This is a genomic window from Microbacterium sp. NPDC058269, from assembly GCF_042881445.1.
Taxonomy (GTDB): Bacteria; Actinomycetota; Actinomycetes; order Actinomycetales; family Microbacteriaceae; genus Microbacterium.
The window spans coordinates 37,599-60,161 of the sequence record NZ_JBHVXT010000001.1; the positions used below are offsets into that span (position 1 = coordinate 37,599).

At 68.5% G+C, this 22,563-nt stretch carries 24 protein-coding genes and 1 tRNA gene; 11 read left to right on the forward strand and 14 right to left on the reverse strand.

Going from position 1 to position 22,563, the window contains the following annotated elements:
* Positions 1–76: 76 nt before the first annotated feature.
* From ACFVWL_RS00200 to ACFVWL_RS00210, 3 genes are all read right to left on the reverse strand, one after another.
* Positions 77–616: a DUF6264 family protein gene (locus ACFVWL_RS00200; protein WP_387177200.1), complete on the reverse strand. Its 540-nt coding sequence runs from the start codon at positions 614–616 to the stop codon at positions 77–79.
* Positions 617–862: 246 nt separating this feature from the next.
* Positions 863–1,654, reverse strand: a complete 792-nt coding sequence (locus tag ACFVWL_RS00205) for an IclR family transcriptional regulator (protein WP_387177202.1) — start codon at positions 1,652–1,654, stop codon at positions 863–865.
* Between the two features lie 2 nt (positions 1,655–1,656).
* A complete protein-coding gene (locus ACFVWL_RS00210) occupies positions 1,657–2,736 on the reverse strand; it encodes a 4-hydroxy-3-methylbut-2-enyl diphosphate reductase (RefSeq protein ID WP_387177204.1) in 1,080 nt (359 codons plus the stop codon).
* A gap of 66 nt (positions 2,737–2,802) precedes the next feature.
* Here ACFVWL_RS00210 and xseA point away from each other — a divergent pair, with 66 nt between their 5' ends.
* From xseA to ACFVWL_RS00235, 5 genes are read left to right on the forward strand one after another with little or no spacing between them, the layout of a single operon-like run.
* Entirely contained in the window at positions 2,803–4,080 is a 1,278-nt protein-coding gene (xseA, locus tag ACFVWL_RS00215) for an exodeoxyribonuclease VII large subunit (RefSeq protein ID WP_387177205.1), read from the forward strand.
* Positions 4,081–4,116: 36 nt separating this feature from the next.
* Positions 4,117–4,359 (forward strand): exodeoxyribonuclease VII small subunit, encoded by a 243-nt coding sequence (locus ACFVWL_RS00220; protein WP_387177207.1) that lies wholly within the window; start codon positions 4,117–4,119, stop codon positions 4,357–4,359.
* Positions 4,356–5,000: a DUF4245 family protein gene (locus tag ACFVWL_RS00225; protein WP_387177209.1), complete on the forward strand. Its 645-nt coding sequence runs from the start codon at positions 4,356–4,358 to the stop codon at positions 4,998–5,000. The genes ACFVWL_RS00220 and ACFVWL_RS00225 overlap by 4 nt, the downstream gene beginning before the upstream one ends.
* Positions 4,997–5,689: a carbonic anhydrase gene (locus ACFVWL_RS00230; protein ID WP_387177211.1), complete on the forward strand. Its 693-nt coding sequence runs from the start codon at positions 4,997–4,999 to the stop codon at positions 5,687–5,689. The genes ACFVWL_RS00225 and ACFVWL_RS00230 overlap by 4 nt, the downstream gene beginning before the upstream one ends.
* A complete protein-coding gene (locus ACFVWL_RS00235) occupies positions 5,686–7,080 on the forward strand; it encodes a class II fumarate hydratase (RefSeq protein ID WP_387177213.1) in 1,395 nt (464 codons plus the stop codon). The genes ACFVWL_RS00230 and ACFVWL_RS00235 overlap by 4 nt, the downstream gene beginning before the upstream one ends.
* A gap of 64 nt (positions 7,081–7,144) precedes the next feature.
* Here the strand turns inward: ACFVWL_RS00235 and ACFVWL_RS00240 are convergent, their stop codons facing one another.
* The 3 genes from ACFVWL_RS00240 to ACFVWL_RS00250 all read right to left on the reverse strand — a co-directional run bounded on the left by ACFVWL_RS00240 (position 7,145) and on the right by ACFVWL_RS00250 (position 10,637).
* Positions 7,145–8,527, reverse strand: a complete 1,383-nt coding sequence (locus ACFVWL_RS00240) for a PhoH family protein (protein WP_387177215.1) — start codon at positions 8,525–8,527, stop codon at positions 7,145–7,147.
* A 158-nt stretch (positions 8,528–8,685) separates the two neighbouring features.
* On the reverse strand, positions 8,686–9,816 hold the full coding sequence (locus tag ACFVWL_RS00245; RefSeq protein ID WP_387177216.1) for an aminotransferase class V-fold PLP-dependent enzyme: 1,131 nt from the start codon (positions 9,814–9,816) through the stop codon (positions 8,686–8,688).
* A gap of 41 nt (positions 9,817–9,857) precedes the next feature.
* Positions 9,858–10,637, reverse strand: coding sequence for an isoprenyl transferase (locus tag ACFVWL_RS00250; RefSeq protein ID WP_387180873.1), 780 nt, complete (start codon positions 10,635–10,637; stop codon positions 9,858–9,860).
* 97 nt (positions 10,638–10,734) lie between these two features.
* On the opposite strand from ACFVWL_RS00250, the gene ACFVWL_RS00255 reads away from it, so the two are divergent.
* The gene (locus ACFVWL_RS00255) at positions 10,735–11,466 is read left to right on the forward strand and encodes a hemolysin III family protein (RefSeq protein ID WP_387177218.1); all 732 of its coding nucleotides are present in this window, start codon (positions 10,735–10,737) and stop codon (positions 11,464–11,466) included.
* A 7-nt stretch (positions 11,467–11,473) separates the two neighbouring features.
* Here the strand turns inward: ACFVWL_RS00255 and ACFVWL_RS00260 are convergent, their stop codons facing one another.
* A complete protein-coding gene (locus tag ACFVWL_RS00260; protein ID WP_387177220.1) occupies positions 11,474–11,773 on the reverse strand; it encodes a hypothetical protein in 300 nt (99 codons plus the stop codon).
* Between the two features lie 67 nt (positions 11,774–11,840).
* On the opposite strand from ACFVWL_RS00260, the gene ACFVWL_RS00265 reads away from it, so the two are divergent.
* A complete protein-coding gene (locus tag ACFVWL_RS00265) occupies positions 11,841–12,227 on the forward strand; it encodes a DUF4307 domain-containing protein (protein ID WP_387177222.1) in 387 nt (128 codons plus the stop codon).
* A gap of 98 nt (positions 12,228–12,325) precedes the next feature.
* Positions 12,326–12,814: a transcription elongation factor GreA gene (gene greA / locus ACFVWL_RS00270; protein ID WP_021199541.1), complete on the forward strand. Its 489-nt coding sequence runs from the start codon at positions 12,326–12,328 to the stop codon at positions 12,812–12,814.
* Positions 12,815–12,882: 68 nt separating this feature from the next.
* Here greA and ilvA read toward each other — a convergent pair whose 3' ends face one another.
* Positions 12,883–14,112, reverse strand: a complete 1,230-nt coding sequence (ilvA, locus tag ACFVWL_RS00275; protein WP_387177224.1) for a threonine ammonia-lyase — start codon at positions 14,110–14,112, stop codon at positions 12,883–12,885.
* Complete coding sequence (locus ACFVWL_RS00280; protein ID WP_387177226.1) at positions 14,109–15,305, reverse strand: AI-2E family transporter; 1,197 nt, start codon at positions 15,303–15,305, stop codon at positions 14,109–14,111. The genes ilvA and ACFVWL_RS00280 overlap by 4 nt, the downstream gene beginning before the upstream one ends.
* 85 nt (positions 15,306–15,390) lie before the next feature.
* On the opposite strand from ACFVWL_RS00280, the gene ACFVWL_RS00285 reads away from it, so the two are divergent.
* Positions 15,391–16,656, forward strand: a complete 1,266-nt coding sequence (locus ACFVWL_RS00285) for a winged helix-turn-helix domain-containing protein (RefSeq protein ID WP_387177228.1) — start codon at positions 15,391–15,393, stop codon at positions 16,654–16,656.
* Positions 16,653–17,558 carry a hypothetical protein gene (locus tag ACFVWL_RS00290; protein WP_387177230.1) on the forward strand — a complete coding sequence of 302 codons (906 nt, stop codon included), beginning with the start codon at positions 16,653–16,655 and terminating at the stop codon, positions 17,556–17,558. The genes ACFVWL_RS00285 and ACFVWL_RS00290 overlap by 4 nt, the downstream gene beginning before the upstream one ends.
* A gap of 25 nt (positions 17,559–17,583) precedes the next feature.
* Here the strand turns inward: ACFVWL_RS00290 and ACFVWL_RS00295 are convergent, their stop codons facing one another.
* The 3 genes from ACFVWL_RS00295 to ACFVWL_RS00305 all read right to left on the reverse strand — a co-directional run bounded on the left by ACFVWL_RS00295 (position 17,584) and on the right by ACFVWL_RS00305 (position 20,796).
* On the reverse strand, positions 17,584–18,150 hold the full coding sequence (locus tag ACFVWL_RS00295) for a LemA family protein (protein ID WP_021199536.1): 567 nt from the start codon (positions 18,148–18,150) through the stop codon (positions 17,584–17,586).
* Between the two features lie 88 nt (positions 18,151–18,238).
* Positions 18,239–19,552, reverse strand: a complete 1,314-nt coding sequence (locus ACFVWL_RS00300) for a D-arabinono-1,4-lactone oxidase (protein WP_387177232.1) — start codon at positions 19,550–19,552, stop codon at positions 18,239–18,241.
* On the reverse strand, positions 19,549–20,796 hold the full coding sequence (locus tag ACFVWL_RS00305; RefSeq protein ID WP_387177234.1) for an amino acid deaminase/aldolase: 1,248 nt from the start codon (positions 20,794–20,796) through the stop codon (positions 19,549–19,551). Before ACFVWL_RS00305 ends, ACFVWL_RS00300 begins: the two co-directional genes overlap by 4 nt.
* An 86-nt stretch (positions 20,797–20,882) precedes the next feature.
* On the opposite strand from ACFVWL_RS00305, the gene ACFVWL_RS00310 reads away from it, so the two are divergent.
* Positions 20,883–20,955: transfer RNA gene (locus ACFVWL_RS00310), tRNA-Leu, on the forward strand.
* Between the two features lie 9 nt (positions 20,956–20,964).
* On the opposite strand, the gene ACFVWL_RS00315 is transcribed toward ACFVWL_RS00310, so the two are convergent.
* On the reverse strand, positions 20,965–21,630 hold the full coding sequence (locus ACFVWL_RS00315) for a DedA family protein (protein WP_387177236.1): 666 nt from the start codon (positions 21,628–21,630) through the stop codon (positions 20,965–20,967).
* Between the two features lie 6 nt (positions 21,631–21,636).
* A complete protein-coding gene (locus tag ACFVWL_RS00320) occupies positions 21,637–22,563 on the reverse strand; it encodes a cation-transporting ATPase (protein WP_387177238.1) in 927 nt (308 codons plus the stop codon).

Below are 22,563 nucleotides of genomic sequence, written 5' to 3' on the forward strand. Positions count from 1 at the left end.
AGGGGCCCGGCATTCCTGCCGGGCCCCTTCTGCGTCCCCTCGTGGCGCACGTGCGTCGACGCCGATGGGGGTGCGATCAGGGGCTCGTCATCTGATCGAGGTGGGCGACGAAGGCCGGGTCGCTCATCATCGGCACCGCGATGCATACGGACACCACCCCCATGGTGATGATCGCGCCCACGATCGGTAGCCACCAGGTGATGCGTCCGCGGCGCAGGCGGCGGATCGACAGCGCGGCGGTGATCGACCAGCCGACGACGAGGACGATCGCCGCGATCATCCCCCAGGTCTTCCCCTGCGCGAAGTTCGTGAACTCTCCCTCGATGCCGAGGATCTTCATGGTCTGATTCATGACGCTCGGCAGATCCAGGTACGACAGACCCGTGACGACGATGTTGATCAGACCGTAGGCGAGCATCGCGATCGTCGCGAAGCGATCAAGAGGATGCGACCGCTTCGTCGAGGAGTCGCCCGTCGGACCCTCCGTCTGCGCTGCGGGCGGGAACGTCGCTGCGGGAGGCACGATCACGACCTCGTCGAGCGGAGGCAGGCCTGCGGCTCGTCGCTGCTCCTCGGGGGTGGCGAGTTCGCCGTACTGGGGCCGCTGATCGGTCATCTCGCCATGCTAACGGCACAACCTCGGGCCGGTTCACAGCGGGCGACCCCGGCCCGACGTCCGGAAACGATAGCGGCCCCGGAGAAGTGGGGACTTCGCGGGGCCGCGGATGTGGGGCGCTGGGGACGCTCCTCATCCTGATTGATCGCCAGCGCTGGGGACGCTTGAGACGATCAGTAGCGTTCATGTATGCCGCTACTCTCCCCATAGTAGGAAAACGCATCCCGCAAAACCAGAGGGCATACTTCAGATAGTGAACTCGGCTCCGGACGACCCCTCGTCCAGAGCGTCCGCACCGAGCTGCAGGGAGAGACGTCTCGCGGTGCGCTGAAGCGTCGTGACGAGCGTGCGATCGACCACGGCGCGGTCGGCCGGCAGCGAGATGGCCAGTGATGCGGTGACCCCCGGCGCGACGACCGGCACGGCGACGCAGGTGGCACCGATCGCGTACTCCTCCTGATCGACGGACCACCCCGGTGAGCGCTCCAGCTGCGTCAGCAGCGTCCTGCGGTCGCTGATGGTCCGCGGCGTGAGCTCCACCAGGCGGTGCCGGGAGAGGTAGTCCAGACGATCGGCTTCCGGCAGGTCCGCGAGGATCTGTTTGCCGAGCGCGGTCGCGTGCGCACTGGACTGCAGTCCCACCCAGAGCTCGATCCGCGGGTTGCGGACGGCGTCGACGATGTCGACCAGGTGCATCTCCCCGTCGTCGAAGCGCGAGAGGTAGGCGGTGGCTCCCACGTCTTCCGTCACCTCGCGTAGCGCCGCACGCACCCGGGCGAGGAATACGCCCCGCGCGCTGATCTGCTGCTGGAAGGACGGAAACCGCGTGCCGAGCACGACGCCGTCCGGTTCCGATGCTAGATACCCCTCATGCACGAGCGTACGCACCAGGTTGTATGTGGTGCCCGGGGTCAGACCGGTGATCGCCGCGAGCATCTTCGGAGGAAGAGGTCGTGGCGAGTTGGCGACGATGTCGACCAGCCGCAGAGCGCGTTGCACCGACCCGATGAGGGTGGGCTCCGCCTCCGCGGCGCTCAACGCTACGCGCCTCCTCCAGTGGCACGACCGCCGAGAGCCCGTGCGTCGCGCTGGCCCGCAGCGTCCTGACGCAGTTCCTTGGGCAGGGAGAACATGAGGTCCTCCTCGGCCGTCTTCACCTCTTCGACGTCGCGGTAGCCGGCGTCGCCGATCGCATCGAGCACCTCGCGCACCAGAACCTCGGGCACGGACGCTCCACTGGTCACGCCGACCGTCTCGACGCCGTCGAGCCACTCCTGCTGGATCTCCTCGGCGTAATCGACGCGATAGGCGGCCTTCGCCCCGTACTCGAGTGCGACCTCGACCAGCCGCACGCTGTTGGACGAGTTCGACGAGCCGACGACGATCACGAGGTCTGCCCCGGCGGCGACCTTCTTGATCGCGACCTGACGGTTCTGGGTGGCGTAGCAGATGTCGTCGGACGGCGGATTCTGCAGCTCAGGGAAACGTGTGCGCAGCCGGTTGACCGTCTCCATCGTCTCGTCGACCGAGAGGGTGGTCTGTGAAAGCCAGACGACCTTGTTCGGATCCTTGACGACGACGGTGTCGGCCTCTTCGGGAGAGTTCACCACCGTGACGTGCTCCGGCGCCTCGCCGGCCGTTCCCTCGACCTCTTCGTGGCCCTCGTGGCCGATGAGCAGGATCTCGAAGTCGTCTCGCGCGAAGCGCACGGCCTCGCGGTGCACCTTGGTGACGAGCGGGCAGGTGGCGTCGATCGCGTGGAGTCCACGATCGGAGGCCGCGTTCACGACCGCCGGCGAGACACCGTGGGCGCTGAAGACGACGTGAGCGCCCTCGGGCACCTCGTCGACCTCTTCGACGAAGATCGCCCCCTTCTCCTCGAGCTCGGTCACGACGTGGATGTTGTGCACGATCTGCTTGCGCACGTAGACCGGGGCGCCGTAGCGTTCGAGCGCCTTCTCGACGGCCACCACCGCACGGTCGACTCCGGCGCAGTAACCACGCGGTGCGGCGAGCAGAACCCGCTTGTGTCCGGCCACCGGGTTATCCTGAAGCCGCCCGGCCGCCGCACGCACTCGTGGAAGGCGGGGCACGGGGAGATGAACGGCAGTCGAAGTCACCCTTGAATTCTACCGTCGCTCAGCTGTGCGGGGCCGGGGAGGTTCAGGGGTCGGGAACGGGAGCGGATGACAGTCTTCGAAGCGACGACGGGCCAGGGCGAGACGCCGCCGGCCGACTCCGTCGCACCCCGCGATTCGACGGCGGATGCCCCCACTTCGGTCACGCGCCTGAACGCCACGATCCGCGACTTCATCGCACGCTGGAACACCGTCTGGGTCGAGGGCGAGATCACCTCCTGGAACGTGCGCGCCGGCAATGTCTTCGCACGTTTGAAGGACACTCGCTCCGACGCGCAGATCTCCATCCGGGTGTGGTCGAGCGTGCGCGGACGCATCCCCTCCGACATCGGCATCGGCGACCATGTCGTCGCTGCCGTCAAGGCCGACTACTTCGTCAAGGCCGGTGACTTCAGCTTCGCGGTCTCGGCGATGAAGCACGTCGGGCTGGGCGACCAGCTCGAGCGCCTCGAGAAGCTTCGCGTGCAGCTGCGGCAGGAGGGACTCTTCGACCCCTCCCGTAAGAAGCGCCTGCCGTTCCTCCCGCACGTGATCGGGCTGATCACCGGCGAGCGGTCCGATGCGGAGAAGGACGTCCATCGCAACGCCGAGCTGCGCTGGCCGCAGGTGCGCTTCCGCACGGAGTACGCCGCCGTGCAGGGCGACCGCTGCGTTCCCGACACGCTCGCGGCCCTCGCCCGGCTCGACGCCGATCCCGAGGTCGACGTGATCATCATCGCCCGCGGCGGCGGAGACCCGCAGACGCTCCTCGGCTTCAGCGATGAGAAGCTCGTGCGCGCGGTGGCCGCGGCCTCCACTCCCGTGGTGAGCGCGATCGGACACGAGAACGACCACCCGTTGCTCGACGACGTGGCCGATCTGCGGGCTTCGACCCCGACCGATGCCGCGAAGCGCGTCGTACCCGATGTCGGCGAACAGCGCGCCCTCATCGCCCAGTTGCGCTCGCGCGCGACCACGAGACTCACGCAGCGCCTCACGCACGACATCGCACAGCTGGAGCAGTTGCGCTCACGGCCGGTGCTGCGCTCCCCCGCACCGATCATCGACTCCCGTGCCCAGGAGATCTGGCTGCTGCTCGGACGCGGCCGCGACGCCGTGAACAGACAGCTCGACGACGCGGGGCGGCGCACCGGCGAGCTTCGCGCGTCTCTGCGCGCGCTCTCGCCCGCTGCGACACTGGCGCGCGGCTACGCGATCGCCCACCTCGACGGCGGCGTGATCCTGCGCGATGCCGCGGATGCCCCGGCCGGGAGCACACTCACCATCACCCTCGACCGCGGGTCGCTGACCGCCCGCTCCGAGGGCGAGATGCCCGAAGACGCCTGAGCCGAGCGCCCACGGCGCACGACGTAAGATGGAGGAGTGAGCGCCCTGAACGACACCCCTGTGGACACGCTGTCGTTCGAGGCGGCCCGTGACGAGCTCGTCAAGGTCGTGGCCGAACTCGAACAGGGGTCCCCGACTCTCGAGCATTCCCTCGCTCTCTGGGAACGTGGCGAGGCTCTCGCCGCCCGCTGCGAAGAGTGGCTGCTGGGGGCCAAGCGCCGCCTGGATGCCGCCCGCGCCGCAGCATCCGACTCCGAGACGCCGGCGGGAGAGTCGTGAGCAAACAGCCCCCGATCATCGCCGAACTCGGCCGACCCGAGACCCCGGACGAGACCGCCGCCCGCAAGGCGGCGTCCAGCAAGGCCTACCGGTCGAGCCAGACCGTACGCAACCTCGTCGCCGCGCTGCTGGTCACCCTGGCCGTGGTCGCCGTCATCATCTTCGCGGTCCCGCGCGGCGCGCCCGTCGAGCAGAAGCCCCTCGATGTGGCCGCCGTCGCGGAAGGCGTCGAGTCGTCCATGGATCGCCCCGTGCTCATCCCCGAGCTCGGCGACTTCTGGCGCGCGAACGGCGCGGAGATGCAGGGTGGTGCGACCGTCGTGTGGGAGGTCACCCTCGCCCCCAAGTCCGACAAGGAGCGCGGCTTCATCAAGGTCGCGCAGGCGTTCGACGCCGACTCCGCCTGGGCACCGCAGCGCCTGAACGGCATCGCACCGACCGACACGGTGCGCATCGGCGGCCTCGAGTGGGACGTCTACAAGCCCGGCAGTGCCGAATCGAACGCGAACGTCACCTATGCCATCGGCACACAGGCGGGCGACGACTACATCCTGCTCTACGGCTCGCGCTCTGCGGATTCGACCGCCGAGCTCGCCGAATCGCTCATTCCGCAGATCCGCATCATCTCGGAGGCCTCATGACGCACCCGCTGACCCCCACCGCCGCCTGGAAGCAGATGCAGGACGGCAACCGCCGTTTCGTGCAGGACGAACCTCGGCATCCGAACCAGGACGTCGCCCGTCGCAAGGACCTGACGGTCGCGCAGCATCCGGTCGCCACGCTGTTCGGCTGCTCGGACTCCCGCCTCGCCGCCGAGATCATCTTCGACCTCGGCCTCGGCGACCTCTTCGTGGTGCGCAACGCCGGACAGGTGATCGGCGAATCGATCGTCGCGAGCCTCGAATACGCCGTCGCGGTGCTCGAGGTGCCGCTGATCGTCGTGCTCGCTCATGACTCCTGCGGGGCGGTGCGCGCCGCCATCGACGGCACCGCGATCGATGCCGCTCCCCTGCCGCCGCACATCTGGAAGCTGATCGCCCCGATCGTTCCCGCCGCGCGGAAGGTGCTGGCCGAGAACGGCGGGACCACGGTCGCCGAGATCGACTCGGAGCTCGTCGGCATCGAGCACCTGCGGAACACCGTGAGCGACCTGCTGCAGTCGTCCGAGATCATCAGCGACGCCGTCGCCGCCGGCCGCCTGGGCATCGTCGGCGCGAACTACCGGCTGGCCGAGGGCACCGCGGTGCCCGTGATCACGGTCGGAATCGACACCGAGGACGACGCCGCTATCCCGGGGATCGACCCCGCAACCAAGGAGGGTTCGGAATGACCGACACCGAGTACCGCATCGAGCACGACACCATGGGTGAGGTGCGGGTGCCCGTGAACGCTCTCTACGGAGCGCAGACCCAGCGCGCCGTGGAGAACTTCCCGATCTCCGGCAAGGGGCTGGAGTCGACGCAGATCGCCGCCCTCGCCAGGATCAAGAAGGCGGCAGCGCTCGCCAACAAGGAGCTCGGCACTCTCGACGGCGCGATCGCCGACGCGATCGCCCAGGCCGCCGACCAGGTCGCCTCGGGTGCACACGACGGCGAGTTCCCGGTCGACACCTACCAGACCGGCTCCGGCACCTCGTCGAACATGAACATGAACGAGGTCCTGGCGACGCTCGCGACGCGCATCCTCGGCGCGACCGTCCACCCCAACGACCACGTGAACGCCTCGCAGTCGTCGAACGACGTGTTCCCGACCTCGGTGCACATCGCCGTCACCCAGGCGCTCATCGACACGCTCATCCCCGCGCTCGACCACCTCGCCGTCGCTCTCGAGGCGAAGGCGGAGCTGTGGAAGGACGCGGTCAAGTCCGGTCGCACGCACCTCATGGACGCGACGCCCGTCACGCTCGGCCAGGAGTTCGGCGGTTACGCCCGCCAGATCCGCCTCGGCATCGAGCGCGTGCAGTCGGCCCTCCCCCGCGTCGCCGAGGTCCCGCTCGGCGGCACCGCAGTCGGCACCGGCATCAACACCCCGCTCGGCTTCCCGCAGAAGGTCATCGCGCTGCTCGCGGCCGAGACCGAGCTGCCCATCACCGAAGCCAAGGACCACTTCGAGGCGCAGGCCAACCGCGACGGCCTGGTCGAGGCCTCCGGCGCTCTCCGCACGATCGCGGTCTCGCTGACCAAGATCAACAACGACCTGCGTTGGATGGGCTCCGGCCCCAACACGGGTCTCGGTGAGCTCCACATCCCCGACCTGCAGCCCGGCTCCTCGATCATGCCCGGCAAGGTCAACCCGGTCGTTCCCGAAGCCGTGCTGATGGTGTGCGCCCGCGTTATCGGCAACGATGCGACGGTCGCCTGGGCCGGGGCATCCGGTTCCTTCGAGCTGAACGTCGCCATCCCGGTCATGGGCACGGCTGTGCTCGAGTCGATCCGCCTGCTGTCGAACGCCTCTCGGGTGCTCGCCGACAAGACGATCGACGGCCTGCAGGCGAACGTCGAGCGCGCCGCCGCGTTCGCCGGCATGAGCCCGTCGATCGTCACGCCGCTGAACAAGCTCATCGGCTACGAAGCTGCGGCGAAGATCGCCAAGCACTCGGTCGCCAAGGGAATCACGGTGCGCGACGCCGTGATCGACCTCGGTTACGTCGAGCGCGGCGACCTCACCCTCGAGCAGCTCGACGAGAAGCTCGACCTGCTGTCGATGACGCACCCGGGCTGATCCGAACCACGACACAGCGGATGCCGCGAGGACTCGTTCCTCGCGGCATCCGCTGTTTCCGTCGTCAGCTGAGCTCTCCACCCTCCAGGAGCTCGGTGACGAGGGCGGCGATCGCCGAACGCTCGGACCGTGTCAGGGTCACATGGCCGAAGAGGTCGTGTCCCTTCAACGTCTCGATCACGCTGGCGATACCGTCGTGACGGCCCACGCGGAGGTTGTCGCGCTGGCCGACGTCGTGCGTGAGGATCACGCGCGAGTTCTGCCCCATGCGGCTCAGGACCGTCAGGAGCACGTTGCGTTCGAGCGACTGAGCCTCGTCGACGATCACGAACGCGTCGTGAAGTGAACGACCGCGGATGTGCGTCAGCGGGAGCACTTCGAGCAGTCCGCGCTCGATGACCTCCTCGATCACGTTGCCCGAGACCACGGACCCCAGCGTGTCGAAGACCGCCTGCCCCCACGGGCCCATCTTCTCGCCCTGGTCTCCCGGAAGGTACCCGAGCTCCTGCCCGCCGACGGCGAAGAGCGGCCGGAACACGATGATCTTCTTCTGCTGCTGCCGTTCGAGCACCGCTTCGAGTCCGGCGCAGAGCGCGAGCGCCGATTTGCCGGTGCCGGCGCGTCCGCCGAGGGAGACGATGCCGACCTCCTGATCGAGCAGCAGGTCGATCGCGATGCGCTGCTCCGCCGAACGGCCGTGCATTCCGAAGATGTCACGGTCTCCGCGTACCAGTCGGTATTCGCCGTCGCCCGTGACCCGACCCAGCGCGGATCCGCGCTCGGAGTGGATGATCAGACCGGTGTTCACCGGCAACCCCCGGGCCTGCTCGCTGATGCCGACCTCGCTCTCGTAGAGATCGCTGATGTCGTCGCCGGAGAGGTCGAGGGTCGAGATGCCGGTCCATCCGGAGTCCACCGCCTGCTCGGCAAGGTACTCCTCGGCGCGCAGACCGAGAGAGGCGGCCTTGACGCGCATGGGCAGGTCCTTCGAGACGATCGTGACGTCCTGGCCGTCCTGTGCGAGGTGCATCGCGACCGAGAGGATGCGCGTGTCGTTGTCGCTGAGGCGGATGCCGGCGGGGAGCACCGAGGAATCGGTGTTCGCGAGTTCGACCCGGAGCGTGCCGCCCTCGCCGACCTCGACCGGGAAATCCAGGCGTCCATGCTCGATGCGCAGGTCGTCGAGGTGGCGGAGAGCCTGCCGGGCGAAGTACCCGATCTCCGGATCGTGGCGCTTGCCCTCGAGTTCCGTGATCACGACGACGGGGAGGACGACCGAGTGCTCGGCGAACCGGAAGAAGGCCTGCGGATCGCTCAGCAGGACGGACGTGTCGAGGACATACGTGCGCAGATCCTGATCCGGATCGGCGGATGATGCTCGCCTCGACGTCTTACGGGTGGACTGCTGCGCGGTGCTGGTGGCCTGCTGCGCTGTACGTGTGGTCACGACCCACTCCCGACCCGGGGAATCCCGGCTATTCGAACGAGTCGACCAGGGGGTCACGAGTCGTCAACCTGAGGCCGACCCGAACGGGCGCCTTGCCCGATGCCTAGAACGTACGACCGCGCGGGGGATTAACCCGCACTCGACACGCCAGCGATTCGTTACGCGCTGATGAACGTCTCGTTGCCGAACGCGTGCAGCGCCGCGTCGAGGAGCTCGAACGTCTCCGCATCGGTGCCCGCGTGCGGAGCGATCCGCACCGACGACCCGCGCGCCGTCACGACCAGTCCGGCGTTGGCGAGAGCCGCAGCGAGGCGGGCAGGTTCCTCCGGGGCGAGCGCCACGATGCCCGCGCGCTGACGGCGCTCACGCGGGGAGCTCACCTCGATCCCGTGGCGGTCGGCGATCTCGATCACGGTGTCGACGTTGTCGGCGAGCCGATCCTCGATGGCGGCGACACCGGCGTCGCGCATGTCACGCACGCCGATCGCGAGTCGTCCCGCCGCGAGCGTGTCCGGCTGGCTGACGGTGAAGGCACGAGCGGAGGGTGCGGGTGCGGGCAGCTCATCGACGAACAGACCGGTGGCCGTGGTACCGGTGATCCCGGAGAGCACGGGCGAGATGCGCTCCCGCGCTCGGGGCGCGAACCACGCGAACGCACTGCCACGACCGGCGCGCAGCCACTTGTAACCGTGCCCGACCACGACGTCGGCCGCCGAATAGTCGACGTCGATCACACCGAACGACTGGACGGCATCGACGATGAGCAGGCGGTCGGGGCCGATCGCCTCTCGAAGCGCAGCGAGATCGGCGCGGTAGCCGGTGCGGAAGTCGACGTGGCTCACCGCGAGCGCGACCACCTCGTCATCGAGCGCCTCGATCACGGCGTCGGGCGTGACGCGCCCGTCGTCTGGCGTGATCCATCGCGGACTGATGGCGCGGTCCGAAGCCGTCGATGCCCGCTCGACGGTCAGGCTCACGCTCGGGAACTCGGCGGTGCTCGCGATCACTCCCCCGGACAGGCCGTACAGCGCGTGCATGAGCCCGTGCGTCGACGACGGCTGCAGCGTGACACCGTCGGCATCGGATCCGAGCAGCTCGGCGACGAGTTCCTGGGCCTGACCGATGCGCTCCGCGACCAGGGAGAGCGAAGACGGCCGTCCGCTGCCGAGCAGGTCGGCGTCGGCGAAGACCTCTTCGCGGACGGACGGCGATAGCGGGCCGAAAGCGGCCCAGTTCAGGTAGCCGGACTCGTTGTCGAAGGTGTCGACATAGTCCTGGAAAGTGCTCACTTCGTCATTGTGGCACGGGACCACAGGCGCCAGACACCGGTTCAGCGACCGAAGCGTCGGTCCCTATCGGCGTAGTCGCGGATGGCCCGCAGGAAGTCCACCTGACGGAGGTCGGGACCCAGCGCCTCGACGAAGTAGAACTCGCTGTGGGCGCTCTGCCACAGGAGGAAGTCACTGAGCCGCTGCTCCCCGCTCGTGCGGATCACGAGGTCGGGATCGGGCTGTCCTCCCGTGTAGAGGTGCTCGCCGATCATCTCGGGGGTGAGGTGGGCGGCGAGGTCTTCCAGCGTGCCGCCGGATGCCTCGTGCTTCGTGATGATGCTCCGCACCGCGTCGACGATCTCGTTCCGTCCGCCGTAGCCGACGGCGAGGTTCACATGCAGCCCTGTGTGGTCTTTCGTGCGCTGCTCCGCGTCGGAGAGTACCCGCGCGAGCTCCGCGGGGAGGATGTCGGAGCGACCGACGTGCTTGACCCGCCAGTTCCCCTCCTGCGACAGGGCCTCGGCGAGTTCGGCGATGATCTCGATGAGGTCGGCGAGCTCGGCGGAGTCGCGCTTTCGCAGGTTGTCGCTGGAGAGCAGGTAGAGCGACACGACGCGCACTCCGAGTTCGTCGCACCAGCCGAGGAACTCGCGCATCTTCGCCGCCCCCGCTCGGTGTCCCTCTGCGGGCGTGTCCAACCCGAGCTGACGGGCCCACCGGCGGTTGCCGTCGATCATCATCGCGACGTGGTGCGGCACCGTGGCCGGATCGAGGTGGCGGCGCAGCCGGTTCGTGTAGAGCCGATACAGCGGCCCTCGCCCCGGGCTCTCGCGTGACATCACCTCCCTACGCTACCGTGTCAGGGACTTCGGCATCGTGTGCGGAAGCTGAGGATATGTGCTCTGCGCGGTATGCAGGTCGGCTTAGAGTGAGCACGTGAGCACTCCCGATCCCACCGGTCCCGACGTCCCTCAGCTGCCCCTGCTGGAAGCCGCTGCTGTGGATGCGGCGACCGAGGTCAAACCGACGTGGCGGGGATGGATCCACGCCGGCACGTTCCCGGTTGCGCTGGTCGCCGGTGTCGTCCTGATCGTCGTGGCCGACGGCGCCGCGGCGAAGTGGGCCTCCGCCGTGTTCATGCTCACGTCGCTGCTCCTGTTCGGCAACTCGGCGCTGTACCACCGCATCGACTGGCAGCCCAAGGTGAAAGTGCTGCTGAAGCGCATCGATCACGCCAACATCCTGCTGCTCATCGCCGGCACCTACACTCCGCTGGCCGTGCTGGCACTACCTCCGCAGAAGGGTGTGCTGCTGCTGTGTCTGGTGTGGGGCGGCACGCTCGTCGGCATCCTCTTCCGCGTCTTCTGGATCCACGCCCCACGCTGGCTCTACGTCGCGCTCTACCTGCTGCTCGGCTGGGCCGCGGTCATGTACATCGTCGACCTCATGAACGCCAACTTCGCGATGATGGTGCTGGTGATCGTCGGCGGGCTCCTCTACACGGGCGGCGCCATCGTCTACGCACTCAAGAAGCCGAACCCGTGGCCTGGACACTTCGGGTTCCACGAGATCTTCCATGTGTGCACGGTTCTCGCGTTCCTGTGCCACTGGACGGCGTGTCTGCTGATCGCCCTGTCGCCGCTGTCGCCCTCACTGGGCGCGCCGTAGCATCCGGTCAGCGAGCGGGCTTGTCGTCGTCGACGTCGGGAGCGACGGTGCCTTCGGACGCCGGCGCACCCGCTCCGGGAGCCGCGGTATCGCCCTCGGCCCGCGCAGCCTCTTCGGCATCCAGTTCGTCACGCACCTCTTCGCGGTATCGGACGCGGCGGATGCGACGGTTCATGTCCCAGATCAGCAGGATCACCGCGATCACGACCACGACGATCGCTGCGAAACCGACGAACCCCGGGGTCACCGACTCGGGAGCCACGGTCATGCTCGGTGTCGGCATCGGGGTCTCGGACAGAGAGAACATGAGTCGGCCTTTCCTACGCAGGTCGCATAACCTGGTAACACCAGCCTAACGACCGGAAGACCCACCTGTGACGACCGCACACGAGCTCGACGAACGCTATGGCCGCACCCGACGGCGGCGGACGCCGTGGATCATCGGTGGCGCGATCGCACTGCTGATCGTCGGCGCCTTCAGCTGGATGACCGTCGCCCAGTCGATGGCTTCCGTCGATGCCGATGACCTGGGCTTCGAGCTCGTCGACGAGCACTCGGTGAACATCACTTTCCAGGTCACCGGAGTGCAGGGCAAAGACGTCGTCTGCGCCGTCGAGGCGCTCGACGAGGAGTTCGGCGTCGTCGGCTGGAAGATCGTCGAGATCGAGGCCGGAGACAGCCACTCGCAGGCACGCTCCGTCACCATCCCGACGGTCTCCGCGGCCACCACAGGTTTGGTGAACACCTGCTGGGTCGCTTAGACTCGTGCCAGACAAGACGACGCCCCGGCACCGTGCCGGGGCGTCTTGGCATATCCCCCGCAGCATGCCGGAGGGATCCCGAAAGAAGGAGCTTCGTCATGTCCACCGATGCTCAGGTTCCCTTCCTCACGCAGGAAGCCTATGACCGGCTCGTCGCCGAGCTGGAGCACCTGTCCACCTTCGGCCGCGACGAGATCGCCAAGCGCATCGAGGCGGCCCGCGAAGAGGGCGACCTCAAGGAGAACGGCGGATACCACGCCGCGAAGGACGAGCAGGGCAAGCAGGAGGCGCGGATCCGCACGCTCGAAGGCCTGCTGAAGACCGCCAAGGTCGGCGAGGCTCCTGCCAGCCGCGGGATCGTCGAGCCCGGAACCGTGGTCACCGCCCTCGTCGCCGGTGGCGAAGAGGTCTTCCTCCTCGGAAGCCGTGAGATCGCGGCCGGCAGCGACCTCGACGTGTACAGCGAGGCCAGCCCGCTCGGCCAGGCCATCCTCGGCCTCAAGGTCGGCGAGAAGTCGTCGTACGAGGCTCCGAACGGCCGCTCGATCAGTGTCGAGATCGTGAACGTCGAGACCTACACGGGCTGAGACGCCAGCCAGAAGCGCCCCCGCCTCCTGTCGGACGCGGGGGCGCTTCTGCGTGTTCCGGGGCGTGCTCAATCCGGGACGAGGATGGGCTCGAATCCGGCGCGACGCAGCGTGTCGAGTGTGTGCTCCGAATGCTCTGGACCACGCGTCTCGACACTCAGCTCGAGGATGACCTCGCTGATCTGGAGTCCGTGGCCATGGCGGGTGTGCATGGCCTCGATCACGTTGGCACCGGCCTCGGCGATGAGCTCGGACACGCGTGCCAGCTGACCGGGGCGGTCGGGTAGGGGGATACGGATCGTGAGGTAGCGACCGGATGCCGCGAGTCCGTGCGAGACCACGCGCTGCAACAGGAGCGGATCGATGTTGCCGCCCGACAGCACCGCCATGGTGGTTCCGGTCGCCGACACCTTGCCGGCCAGGATCGCCGCCACCCCGGCCGCGCCGGCGGGCTCGACCACGACCTTCGCCTGCTCGAGGAGGATGAGGATGGCCCGCGCCAGGTCGTCGTCCGAGACTGTGACGACCTCGTCGACGAGGTCCTTGATGATGTCGAAGGGGATCGCGCCGGGGCGCGCGACCAGGATGCCGTCCGCGATGGTCGGACGCGTGACGATGTCGACGGGCTCACCGGCCTCGAGCGAGGGCGGCACGGCGGCGGCGTTCTCGGCCTGCACCCCGATGATGCGGACCGTGCGCCCGAGCTCGGCGGCACGCGCCTTCACCGCGGCTGCGACACCCGCGATGAGGCCTCCCCCGCCGATGCCGAGCACGACGGTGTCGACGTCGGGCGCATCCTCCAGAAGCTCGAGGCCGAGGGTTCCCTGTCCGATCACGATGTCGCGGTGGTCGAACGGGTGGATCAGCACGGCCCCGGTGCGCTCGGAGAACTCCGCCGCCAGCCTCAGGGAGGTGGCCACGGTCTCACCTTCCAGCACGACCTCCGCGCCGTACCCGCGGGTGGCGAGGAGCTTCGGCACTGGCACCCCGAGCGGCATGAAGATCGTCGCGGGGATGCCGAGCGCCTGGGCCGCGAGGGCGACGCCCTGAGCGTGGTTACCCGCGGACGCAGCCACGACGCCGCGCGAGCGCTCCTCGGCACTCAGGCGCGACAGACGGTATGCGGCACCACGGATCTTGAACGAACCCGTGCGCTGGAGATTCTCCATCTTCAGCAGGACGGTACCTCCGTGAATGTCGGAGAGCGCCCGCGACGGCAGCGTCGGCGTGTGCGAGATCACCTCGGCCAGACTCTGAGCAGCGTGCTCGAACTCGGTCAGGCTGGGGACTGCGCTCATCGATTCCTCCGTCGCCGCTCGCGCGGCACTGTACTCCAGATAAGGTCGCCGCTCGGCCCGGCGCCGGTGCGCCAGGAACCCGAGCTGATGGTGACGGCCGCGACGTTGACGAAGGCCGCCAACGGCACCGCGAACAGTGCGCCGGGGATGCCGGCGATCATCGCTCCACCTGCCACCACGAGGACGACGGCGAGCGGATGCACCTTGACCGCCGAACCCATCATGATCGGCTGCAGGATGTGTCCCTCGATCTGCTGGACGGCGAGGACCACCAGCAGCATCCAGAGCGCGATCCAGGGCCCGTTGTACACGAGCGCGAGGAACACCGCGACGGCACCGGTCACCACGGCACCCACGATCGGGATGAAGGAACCGAGGAACACCAGCACCGCGACCGGGAGCGCGAGAGGCACCTGGAGCAGGAATGCACCGAGCCCGATGCCGATCGCGTCGATGGTCGCCACGAACAGCTGTGTGCGCGCATAGTTCACGATCGTCGTCCAGCCGTTGCGGGCTGCTCCGTCGACCGCGAGACGAGACTTGCGCGGGAAGATCTTGAGGGTCCATCGCCAGATGCCGGCGCCGTCGGCGAGCAGGCAGATGAGGATGAACAGGGACAGCACGGCACCCGTGGCGACGTGTCCGACGGTGGTTCCGATCGCCAGCGCGCCGGTCCACAGCACCTGTGCCTGCTCGTTGAGGAAGTCGAGCCCCTGCTGCAGATAGTTCGCGATCTGCGTGTCGGAGAGATTCAGCGGGCCTTCGTGCAACCAGACCTGGAACTGATCGAAGGCTTCGGTCGAGCGCTGCTGCACATCGGGAAGCTGAGCGCGCACCTGCCAGACGACGAGCCACATCAGACCGGTGACGATGGCCGCCGTCCCGATCAGCGAGAGAGCGATGGCCAGCCAGCGCGGGAGACCGCGCCGCAGCATCCACGAGAACGCGGGCCATAGCAGCGCGGTGATGAGGATGCCGACCATCAACGGGATGACGAGGAGCTTGAGCAGCATCACCAACCAGATGAACACGCCGATCGCGGCGGCGATGATCAACAGCCGCCACGCGTAGCTCGCGGTGATCCGCAGAGGCAGGGGCACCGCCTCATCGGCCTCGGTCGTCACGGTGCGGTCGGTGGAGACCGGGCGCGGACGGAAAAGATCTCGCAGCCGGGGTCGCTGGTCCTCGCTCATCGCCCAAGTCTACGGTGATGCCGTATGCCGTCGAACGCATCTTTCCCGGCGGACCGATGTCGGCGCCCGCCGATACCCTGACGATGTGACCGAGACGCTCAGCTCCACCCAGGCGCGCCGCATCGCCCTGGCCGCTCAGGGGTTCACCCGCGCGCGGCCCGCCGCGATCACGGATCGCCATGTCCACCGCGTCATGGATCGTCTCGGAGTTCTCCAGATCGACTCGGTGAACGTGTTCGCCCGCTCCCACTACCTGCCGCTGTTCTCGCGGCTCGGCGCCTATGAGCCCACGCTGCTCGACCGGGTCTTCCTGTCCCGCACGACTCACTACGTCGAGTACCTCGCCCACGAGGCGACCTTCATCCCGATCGAGGACTGGCCGCTCTGGCGGTTCCGCATGGACGACTTCCGTCGACGCTGGGCCGGCGAGGACTCCTGGATGAGCAGCAACGCGCGCACAGTGCAGTGGGTGCAGGACGAGCTTCGCGTGCGGGGCCCTCTGCGCCCGGCAGATCTCCGCGCTGACGCGCCGCGGGAACGGGGAACCTGGTGGGACTGGGACGAGGTGAAACTCGCCCTCGAGCATCTGTGGCGCACCGGCGACGTCGCGATCAGCGGGCGTCGAGGGTTCGAGCGCACCTATGCCCTGGCCGAGCACGTGATCCCGGATGCCATCCGCTCGCAGGAGGTCTCGCGCGCCGATGCGATCCGTGAGTTGACCCGGCGTGCGGCTCGATCGAGCGGCGTCGCGACGCAATCCGACCTGGCCGACTACTACCGGATCCGAGACCGGGCCGCCGTCGCCCGCTCGATCGCCGACCTCGTGGATACCGGTGAGCTGCAGCCCGTGCAGGTGCGGGGCTGGGAACGCGGAGGACGTCCTCTCGCGGCCTGGCGGCATCGCGATGCGGTGCTGCCGCGCAAGGTCGACACGGCGGCGATCCTGACCCCCTTCGACCCGGTGGTGTGGTTCAGAGATCGGGCGCTCCGCGCGTTCGAGCTCGACTACCGCATCGAGATCTACGTGCCGGCCGAGAAGCGGCGGTTCGGCTACTACTCCCTGCCGGTCCTCGTCGGCGACCGTGTCGTCGCACGGGTCGACCTCAAGGCCGACCGCACGACATCGACGTTGCAGGTGCAATCCGCCTGGTGGGAGCCGCAGGCCCGTCCCGGAGATGCCGGTCCGATAGCGGCGGAACTCGTCCTCGCCGCGACCTGGCAGGGACTGGAGAACGTGTCGGTGTCGAAGTGGGGCGATGCGACCGAGGCACTGTACGCGGCGTTGGCCGCGGGAACAGGGACAGGTCCTGCCGTGCGTCGCCACGTGCATGCGCGAGAGAGCCCGGCATGATCAAGGCGCGCTGGTGGGTGATCGGCGGCGCTGCAGGGATCGTCGTCGTCGCCGCAGGACTGTGGCTCTGGCAGTCAGCCGTCCGCTCATCCACCCCCGAGGAAGCGACACTCGACTACCTCCATGCCCTGGAATCCGGCGACGCCGACACGGTGGTGGCGAGCGGGGTCGTGGTTTCGACGATCGCCCTCGATGCGTTCGAGGCCGCGACCGGACTGATCGACGACGGCGAGGTCATCCGTGTGCGGGACGACGGCGATGGTGTCTCCGCGACCGCCGAGGTCTCGTTCGATCTCGACGGCGAGACACACACCACCCAGCTGACGCTCGGCATCATCGAGGGCCGCTGGAGCGTCGACGCGACGGGCCTCGGCACACTGGTCGCGGAGTCGACGATCGGCTCCGACGTCGCGATCGGAGACACGACCGTGCCGACGGGGAGGGCCGTCTCTCTGCTACCTGCGACGTACACCGTCGCCGCCGCACCGACGACGATGCTCGAGGGCGAGAACCCGGTGCAGGTGCTGCCCGGAGCGAAGGCCACGACGGCGGTCGATGCCGCCGTGCGTCCGGAGGCCACGGCTGCCGCACAGGCACAGCTCGACGAGATTCTCGAAGCCTGTACCGCCGCAGGTACCGAGGTGCCGGACGGATGCGGAATCCGGATTCCGTGGGGGACCGAGTTCCGGGAGGTGGACATCATCCGCTATCGGATCGACGAGTCACCCGTGATCACGCTGACGCCGTCCGGTTTCATCGCAGAGGGAGGGACGCTCGTGGCCACCGTCACCGGAACCGGCCAGAATGGCGAGGCACTCACGACGACTTATCGGACGGTGTCCTGGAACCTGCGCGGCGACGTCGCGTTCACCGCCGACGACCTCGTGCTCTCTCCGTGGTGAGCGGACGAGGTCAGACGAACCGCGGTCAGAACTGCACGCGCGGCGGCTCGGAGATCGCGCTGCTGTCTGCGACCTCGAAGAACTCCCGCTCGGAGAAGCCCAGCCCCTTGGCGAACAGGTTGTTCGGGAACACCTTGATCTTGGTGTTGAGCTCGCGCACCCCGCCGTTGTAGAAGCGGCGCGCAGCCTGGATCTTGTCCTCGGTGTCGACCAGGGCCTGCTGCACCTGAAGGAAGTTCGTGCTCGCCTGCAGCTGCGGGTACGCCTCGGCGACCGCGAACAGGCTGCGCAGCGCCTGCTGCAGGTGCCCCTCGGCGATTCCTGCTTCGCCGGGCCCGCCTGCGGAGAGGGTCTCGGCACGCGCACGGGTGACGTTCTCGAACACGGCCTTCTCGTGGGAGGCGTAGCCCTTCACCGTCTCGATGAGGTTCGGGATGAGGTCGGCTCGCCGCTTCAACTGCACTGTGATGCCGCTCCACGCCTCATCGACGCGGACGTTCAGCTGCACCAGCGAGTTGTACGTGGCCCACAGATAGATGCCGACGAGCAGGATCACTCCGACAACGATCAGTACTGGCACGAGCCATTCCATCAGAGGCCCACCCTTCCTCGTGTTTCTCTCATCCTAGACGCGCAGTCTGCACGTGGACTGGGCATGCGCGGCCGCAGCCACCGCCGGATCAGCTGCCGAGGACCCGCTCGAGGTAGCGGTTCCCGAATCGACGGTCCGGGTCGAGGCGATCGCGTAGGGCGACGAAGTCGTCGAACCGCGGGTATCGCTCCCGAAGCGTCTCCGCGGTCAGCGTGTGGAGCTTGCCCCAGTGCGGGCGTCCGCCGAACTCGTGCATGATCTCCTCGACGGCCCCGAAGTACTCCGTGGGGTCGGCTCGCCAGTATCGGTGCACGGCGATGTAGGCGCTCGCGCGGCCGTGGGCCGTCGACAGCCAGCGATCGTCCGCCGCGGCGAAGCGCACCTCGATCGGGAACTCGATCCGCCACCCGCGCCGGGCGATGAGTGTCTTGACCGCCTGGAACGCGGCCACGGCATTCTCGGCGGGGATCGCGTACTCCATCTCGCGAAAGCGCACGGTGCGGCTCTGGATGAGCACCCGGTGCGACACCTCCGTGTACTCGCGGTCGCCGGTGAGCGTGACCGCGAGGCGGCTGAAGGACGGGGTGATCGCCGGTGCGACCTGACCCGCCGCGCACACCAGGCGATAGACGCCGTTCGAGAGCAGCGTCTCGTCGATCCATCGTCCGACGACCGGAAGCGGCTTGCGGACGGTCGCCTCCGGGAGACGGGTCTGCCGCTTCGTCAGCGCCACGTCGGTGTGCGGGAACCAGTAGAACTCGAAGTGGTCGGATCCGGCGACGCGCTCGTCGAGCGTGGCGAGTGCCTCGTCGAGAGGCACCGGCTCGTCGATCGCATGCATGACGAAGGCGGGCACGCACTGCAGAGTCACCTCGACGATGATGCCGAGGGCGCCGAGTCCGAGAGCCACCGCCGGGAGCAGATCGCTCTCGTGCTCCTCGTCGATACGCAGGAACTCGCCGGCCGCCGTGACCATGGTGATGCCGACGACCTGGGTCGCGAGGCCGCCGTACCCGGCACCTGTGCCGTGGGTGCCGGTCGAAATCGCACCGGCGATCGACTGGCGATCGATGTCGCCCAGGTTCTCCATCGCGAGCCCGTACGGCGCGAGGAGCCCCGGGATGCGATGCAGGCGCGTTCCGGCGAGAAGGGTCACCCGTCCTGTGACCGCATCCGCCGAGACCAGTCCCTGCAGGTCGTCGAGCTCGAGCAGGACGCCCGGTGCGACGGCGATGCCTGTGAAGCTGTGGCCGGCACCGACGGCCTTCACCGGGAGGCCGTGCTTCACCGCCGCGACGACCGCGCGCTGCACACCCTCGGGGCTTCGCGGGCGCTCCACACGCACGGGTCGCACGGAGGCCGAGCGACCCCAGTTCTGCCAGGTGCCGCCGATCCTCGTCACAGGAAGGCCTTTCCCTCGCCGCGGTATGTCGGCAGCTCGTCGACGATCTCATCCCCCGAGACCAGGTGGTAGCTCTCGATGCGCTCGGCCGGCTCACCGCTCTTGGCATGCCGGAACCAGACCCGGTCCCCCACGCCCAGCGATGTCGCTGCGGGACCCTGGAGCGGCGTCTGCACCTCGCCGGCCGCTTCCCGGGAGAGGGTGTGGAGACCCTGCGGCCACACGGCGCGAGGCTGACGCGAAGCCAGCGCGGGGCCTGAGGCGATCCATCCGCCACCGAGCACGGTGGCGATGTCGACGGCCGGGCGTCGCACCACGTCGAACGCGAACGCGGACGCCGGAGCAGGCCGGAACGAGCGGTACCCGTCGAAGAGGTGCCCGCCGAGCAGCCCGCTGCCCGCACTCGCCTCGGTGAGGGACTCATCGCTCCCGGTGAACTCGAGTGACCCCGTTCCGCCGCCGTTCAGGATCTCGAGCGGCGCGATCGCTCCGACCGCGGCGACGATGCCAGCGCGGCGCTCACGCAGCTCGTTCCGCGAGCGCGCCTGCACCATGCGGATCAGCGGCGAATCGGGGCCTGCGTCGTCGCCCTGGCCCGCGATCTGCGCGTCGTACATCTGGAGTCCGACGAGCCGGAATCCCGGACGGGCGACGACCTTGCGGGCGAAGGCGGCCACCTCTCCGGCGCTGAAGAGCGCTGAACGGCGCACACCGATGTGGCCGAGGAGTGACGAACGCCAGGAGGCGTCGACGTCGATCGCGACCCGGAGCTCAGGACGCGCACCGGGACCGGCGACGCTGTCGATCAGATCGAGATGGACGAGGTCGTCGACCATCAGGGTGATGCGCTGGGCGGCCTGTTCATCGGCGAAGAGCCGCTCCAAGCCCGCACGGTCCACCGTCGGATAGCCGAGCATGATGTCGTCGTGGGTCTCGGCGAGCCAGAGCGCCTCCTGGAGCGTGAACGCGAGGATGCCATGGAAGCCCGGGAGCTTCAGCACCGCATCGAGCACGGAGCGCACCCGTACCGACTTCGAAGCCACGCGGATCGGGAGACCACCTGCCCGCACCAGAAGGTCCATCGCGTTGTAGCGGAGCGCCTCCCGGTCGATCACCGCCACCGGCGCGGGGAGATGGCCGGTCACGGCGGACAGGCGCGGCCAGTAGCGGGCCGGGTCCTCCCACTCGGGGGCGACCGCGGGCGCACCATGGACGGGGCTCAGTTCGTCGATGAGGTCGAGCACTCCCCCACCCTAAGGCCTCCTCGGACTCCGGATCACCCCCGACGGCACCGCGTCGCACTCGCGCACGGCGATAGGCTGGCGGCGAGGCCCCCGTAGCCCAATGGCAGAGGCAGGCGACTTAAAATCGCTTCAGTCTGGGTTCGAGTCCCAGCGGGGGCACCTCCGCGTTCAGTCCTCGACCTCAGCAACCGCCTTGCGCTCACCCGCCGCCTCGCGCATCCGACGCGCGATCAGAATCACGAGCGCGATCGCGATCGCCGAGTACACGACGTAGTCGAGGTAGCCGAGGTACTGCTCCAGCTGCTCGTGCTGTGTGCCGAGCGCCGCACCGACCCCGAGCAGAAGTGTGTTCCAGAGCCCGCTGCCGACGATCGTGTACACGCTGAACGTCACGAGGTTCATCCGAGCCACCCCCGCGGGAATCGAGATCAGGCTGCGGACGCCGGGCACCATCCGCCCGACCAGCACGGTCCAGCCGCCGCTGCGGACGAACCAGTCCGATCCGCGTTCGAGATCGGAACGGCTCACGAGCTTCGTGGCCGCGAGCATCCGCACCGCGCGATCCATTCCGATGGCCGCACCGAGCCAGTACAAGAGCAGCGCACCCAGCCAGGATGCCAATGTGCTCCAGAAGATGAGCCAGCCCAGATTCAGGGGTCCGCTCTGACTCAGGTATCCCGCGAAGGGCAGGATGACCTCGCTCGGGATCGGAGGCACCAGCACTTCGAGGAAGACCAGCACCCCCACGCCGATGTCTCCGAGTGCGGTGAGGACATCGGCCGCGAATCCGGTGAGCCCGGTGAAGCCGTGATCGGCTGCAGCAGTGAGAACCATCTGCGGTCAGCGCCCGAAGATGTCGCCGATACCGGGGATGCCGAGGTTGCCGAGCTGCTCGCCCCACCCGCTCGCGGTATCACCGAGTCCGGACACCGTCTCACCGGCAGTCCCCATCAAGTCTCCTGCCCCGCCGGCCAGCGACTCGACATCGATCCCGGCGGCGAGTGACTCGACGTCGATCCCCTCCGCCAGCGCGCCGAAGTCGACGCCGATGTTCGCGGCCTGCTCCAGAAGCGGACCGGCCACCGTGCTGAGCACCGCACCGCCGGCCACCACGCCGAGCAGTCCGACCGCGGCGCCTCCCGCAGCGACCGCAGCACCGCCGGCGCCCGCGCCACGCGCCCGCGAGAGCAGACCGCGCATCCGCCCCGGTTTCATGGCCTCGGCGCGTCCGGCCGCCCGGGCGAGATCGTCCGGCGACGAGGATCGCGGGCGCTCGCCCGGTTCGAACTCCTGACGCATCCGGTCTTCGACCTGCGCGCGCTGCTGAGGAGTGAGGCGGGCGAACGCCTCGCGGTGGATCTGCTCCACACGCTGCGGATCCGCCGTCTGCAGGAGATAGTCGTAGCGCGCGATGGCCGCACGATCGGCATCGGTCGCGTTCTGCGAGACCCGCGAGGCCCCAGGTGCCGGCGGCGCGTATGGATCGGCGGCAGACGGTGTGGGGCTCGTGGGGCGGGGCCGTCCACCCGGCGCGTACGGCGGTGCGTACGCGTCATCCGGCGAAGGCCGGCCCTGGCTCGACGTGTGTCCCGGATCGCCCTGCCCGCGAACGGCATCGACGGCGCCTCGGAGCATGCCTCCCCAGTCCGTCGACCGGGAACCGTCGGGCGAGCGCGATCCGTCAGGCGAGTGGCCGTTGCGTCCCGAACCGCTGTTCTTCTCGAGCGCGTCGGATGCCATACCGATGAGTCGGGAGAGCTTTCCCAT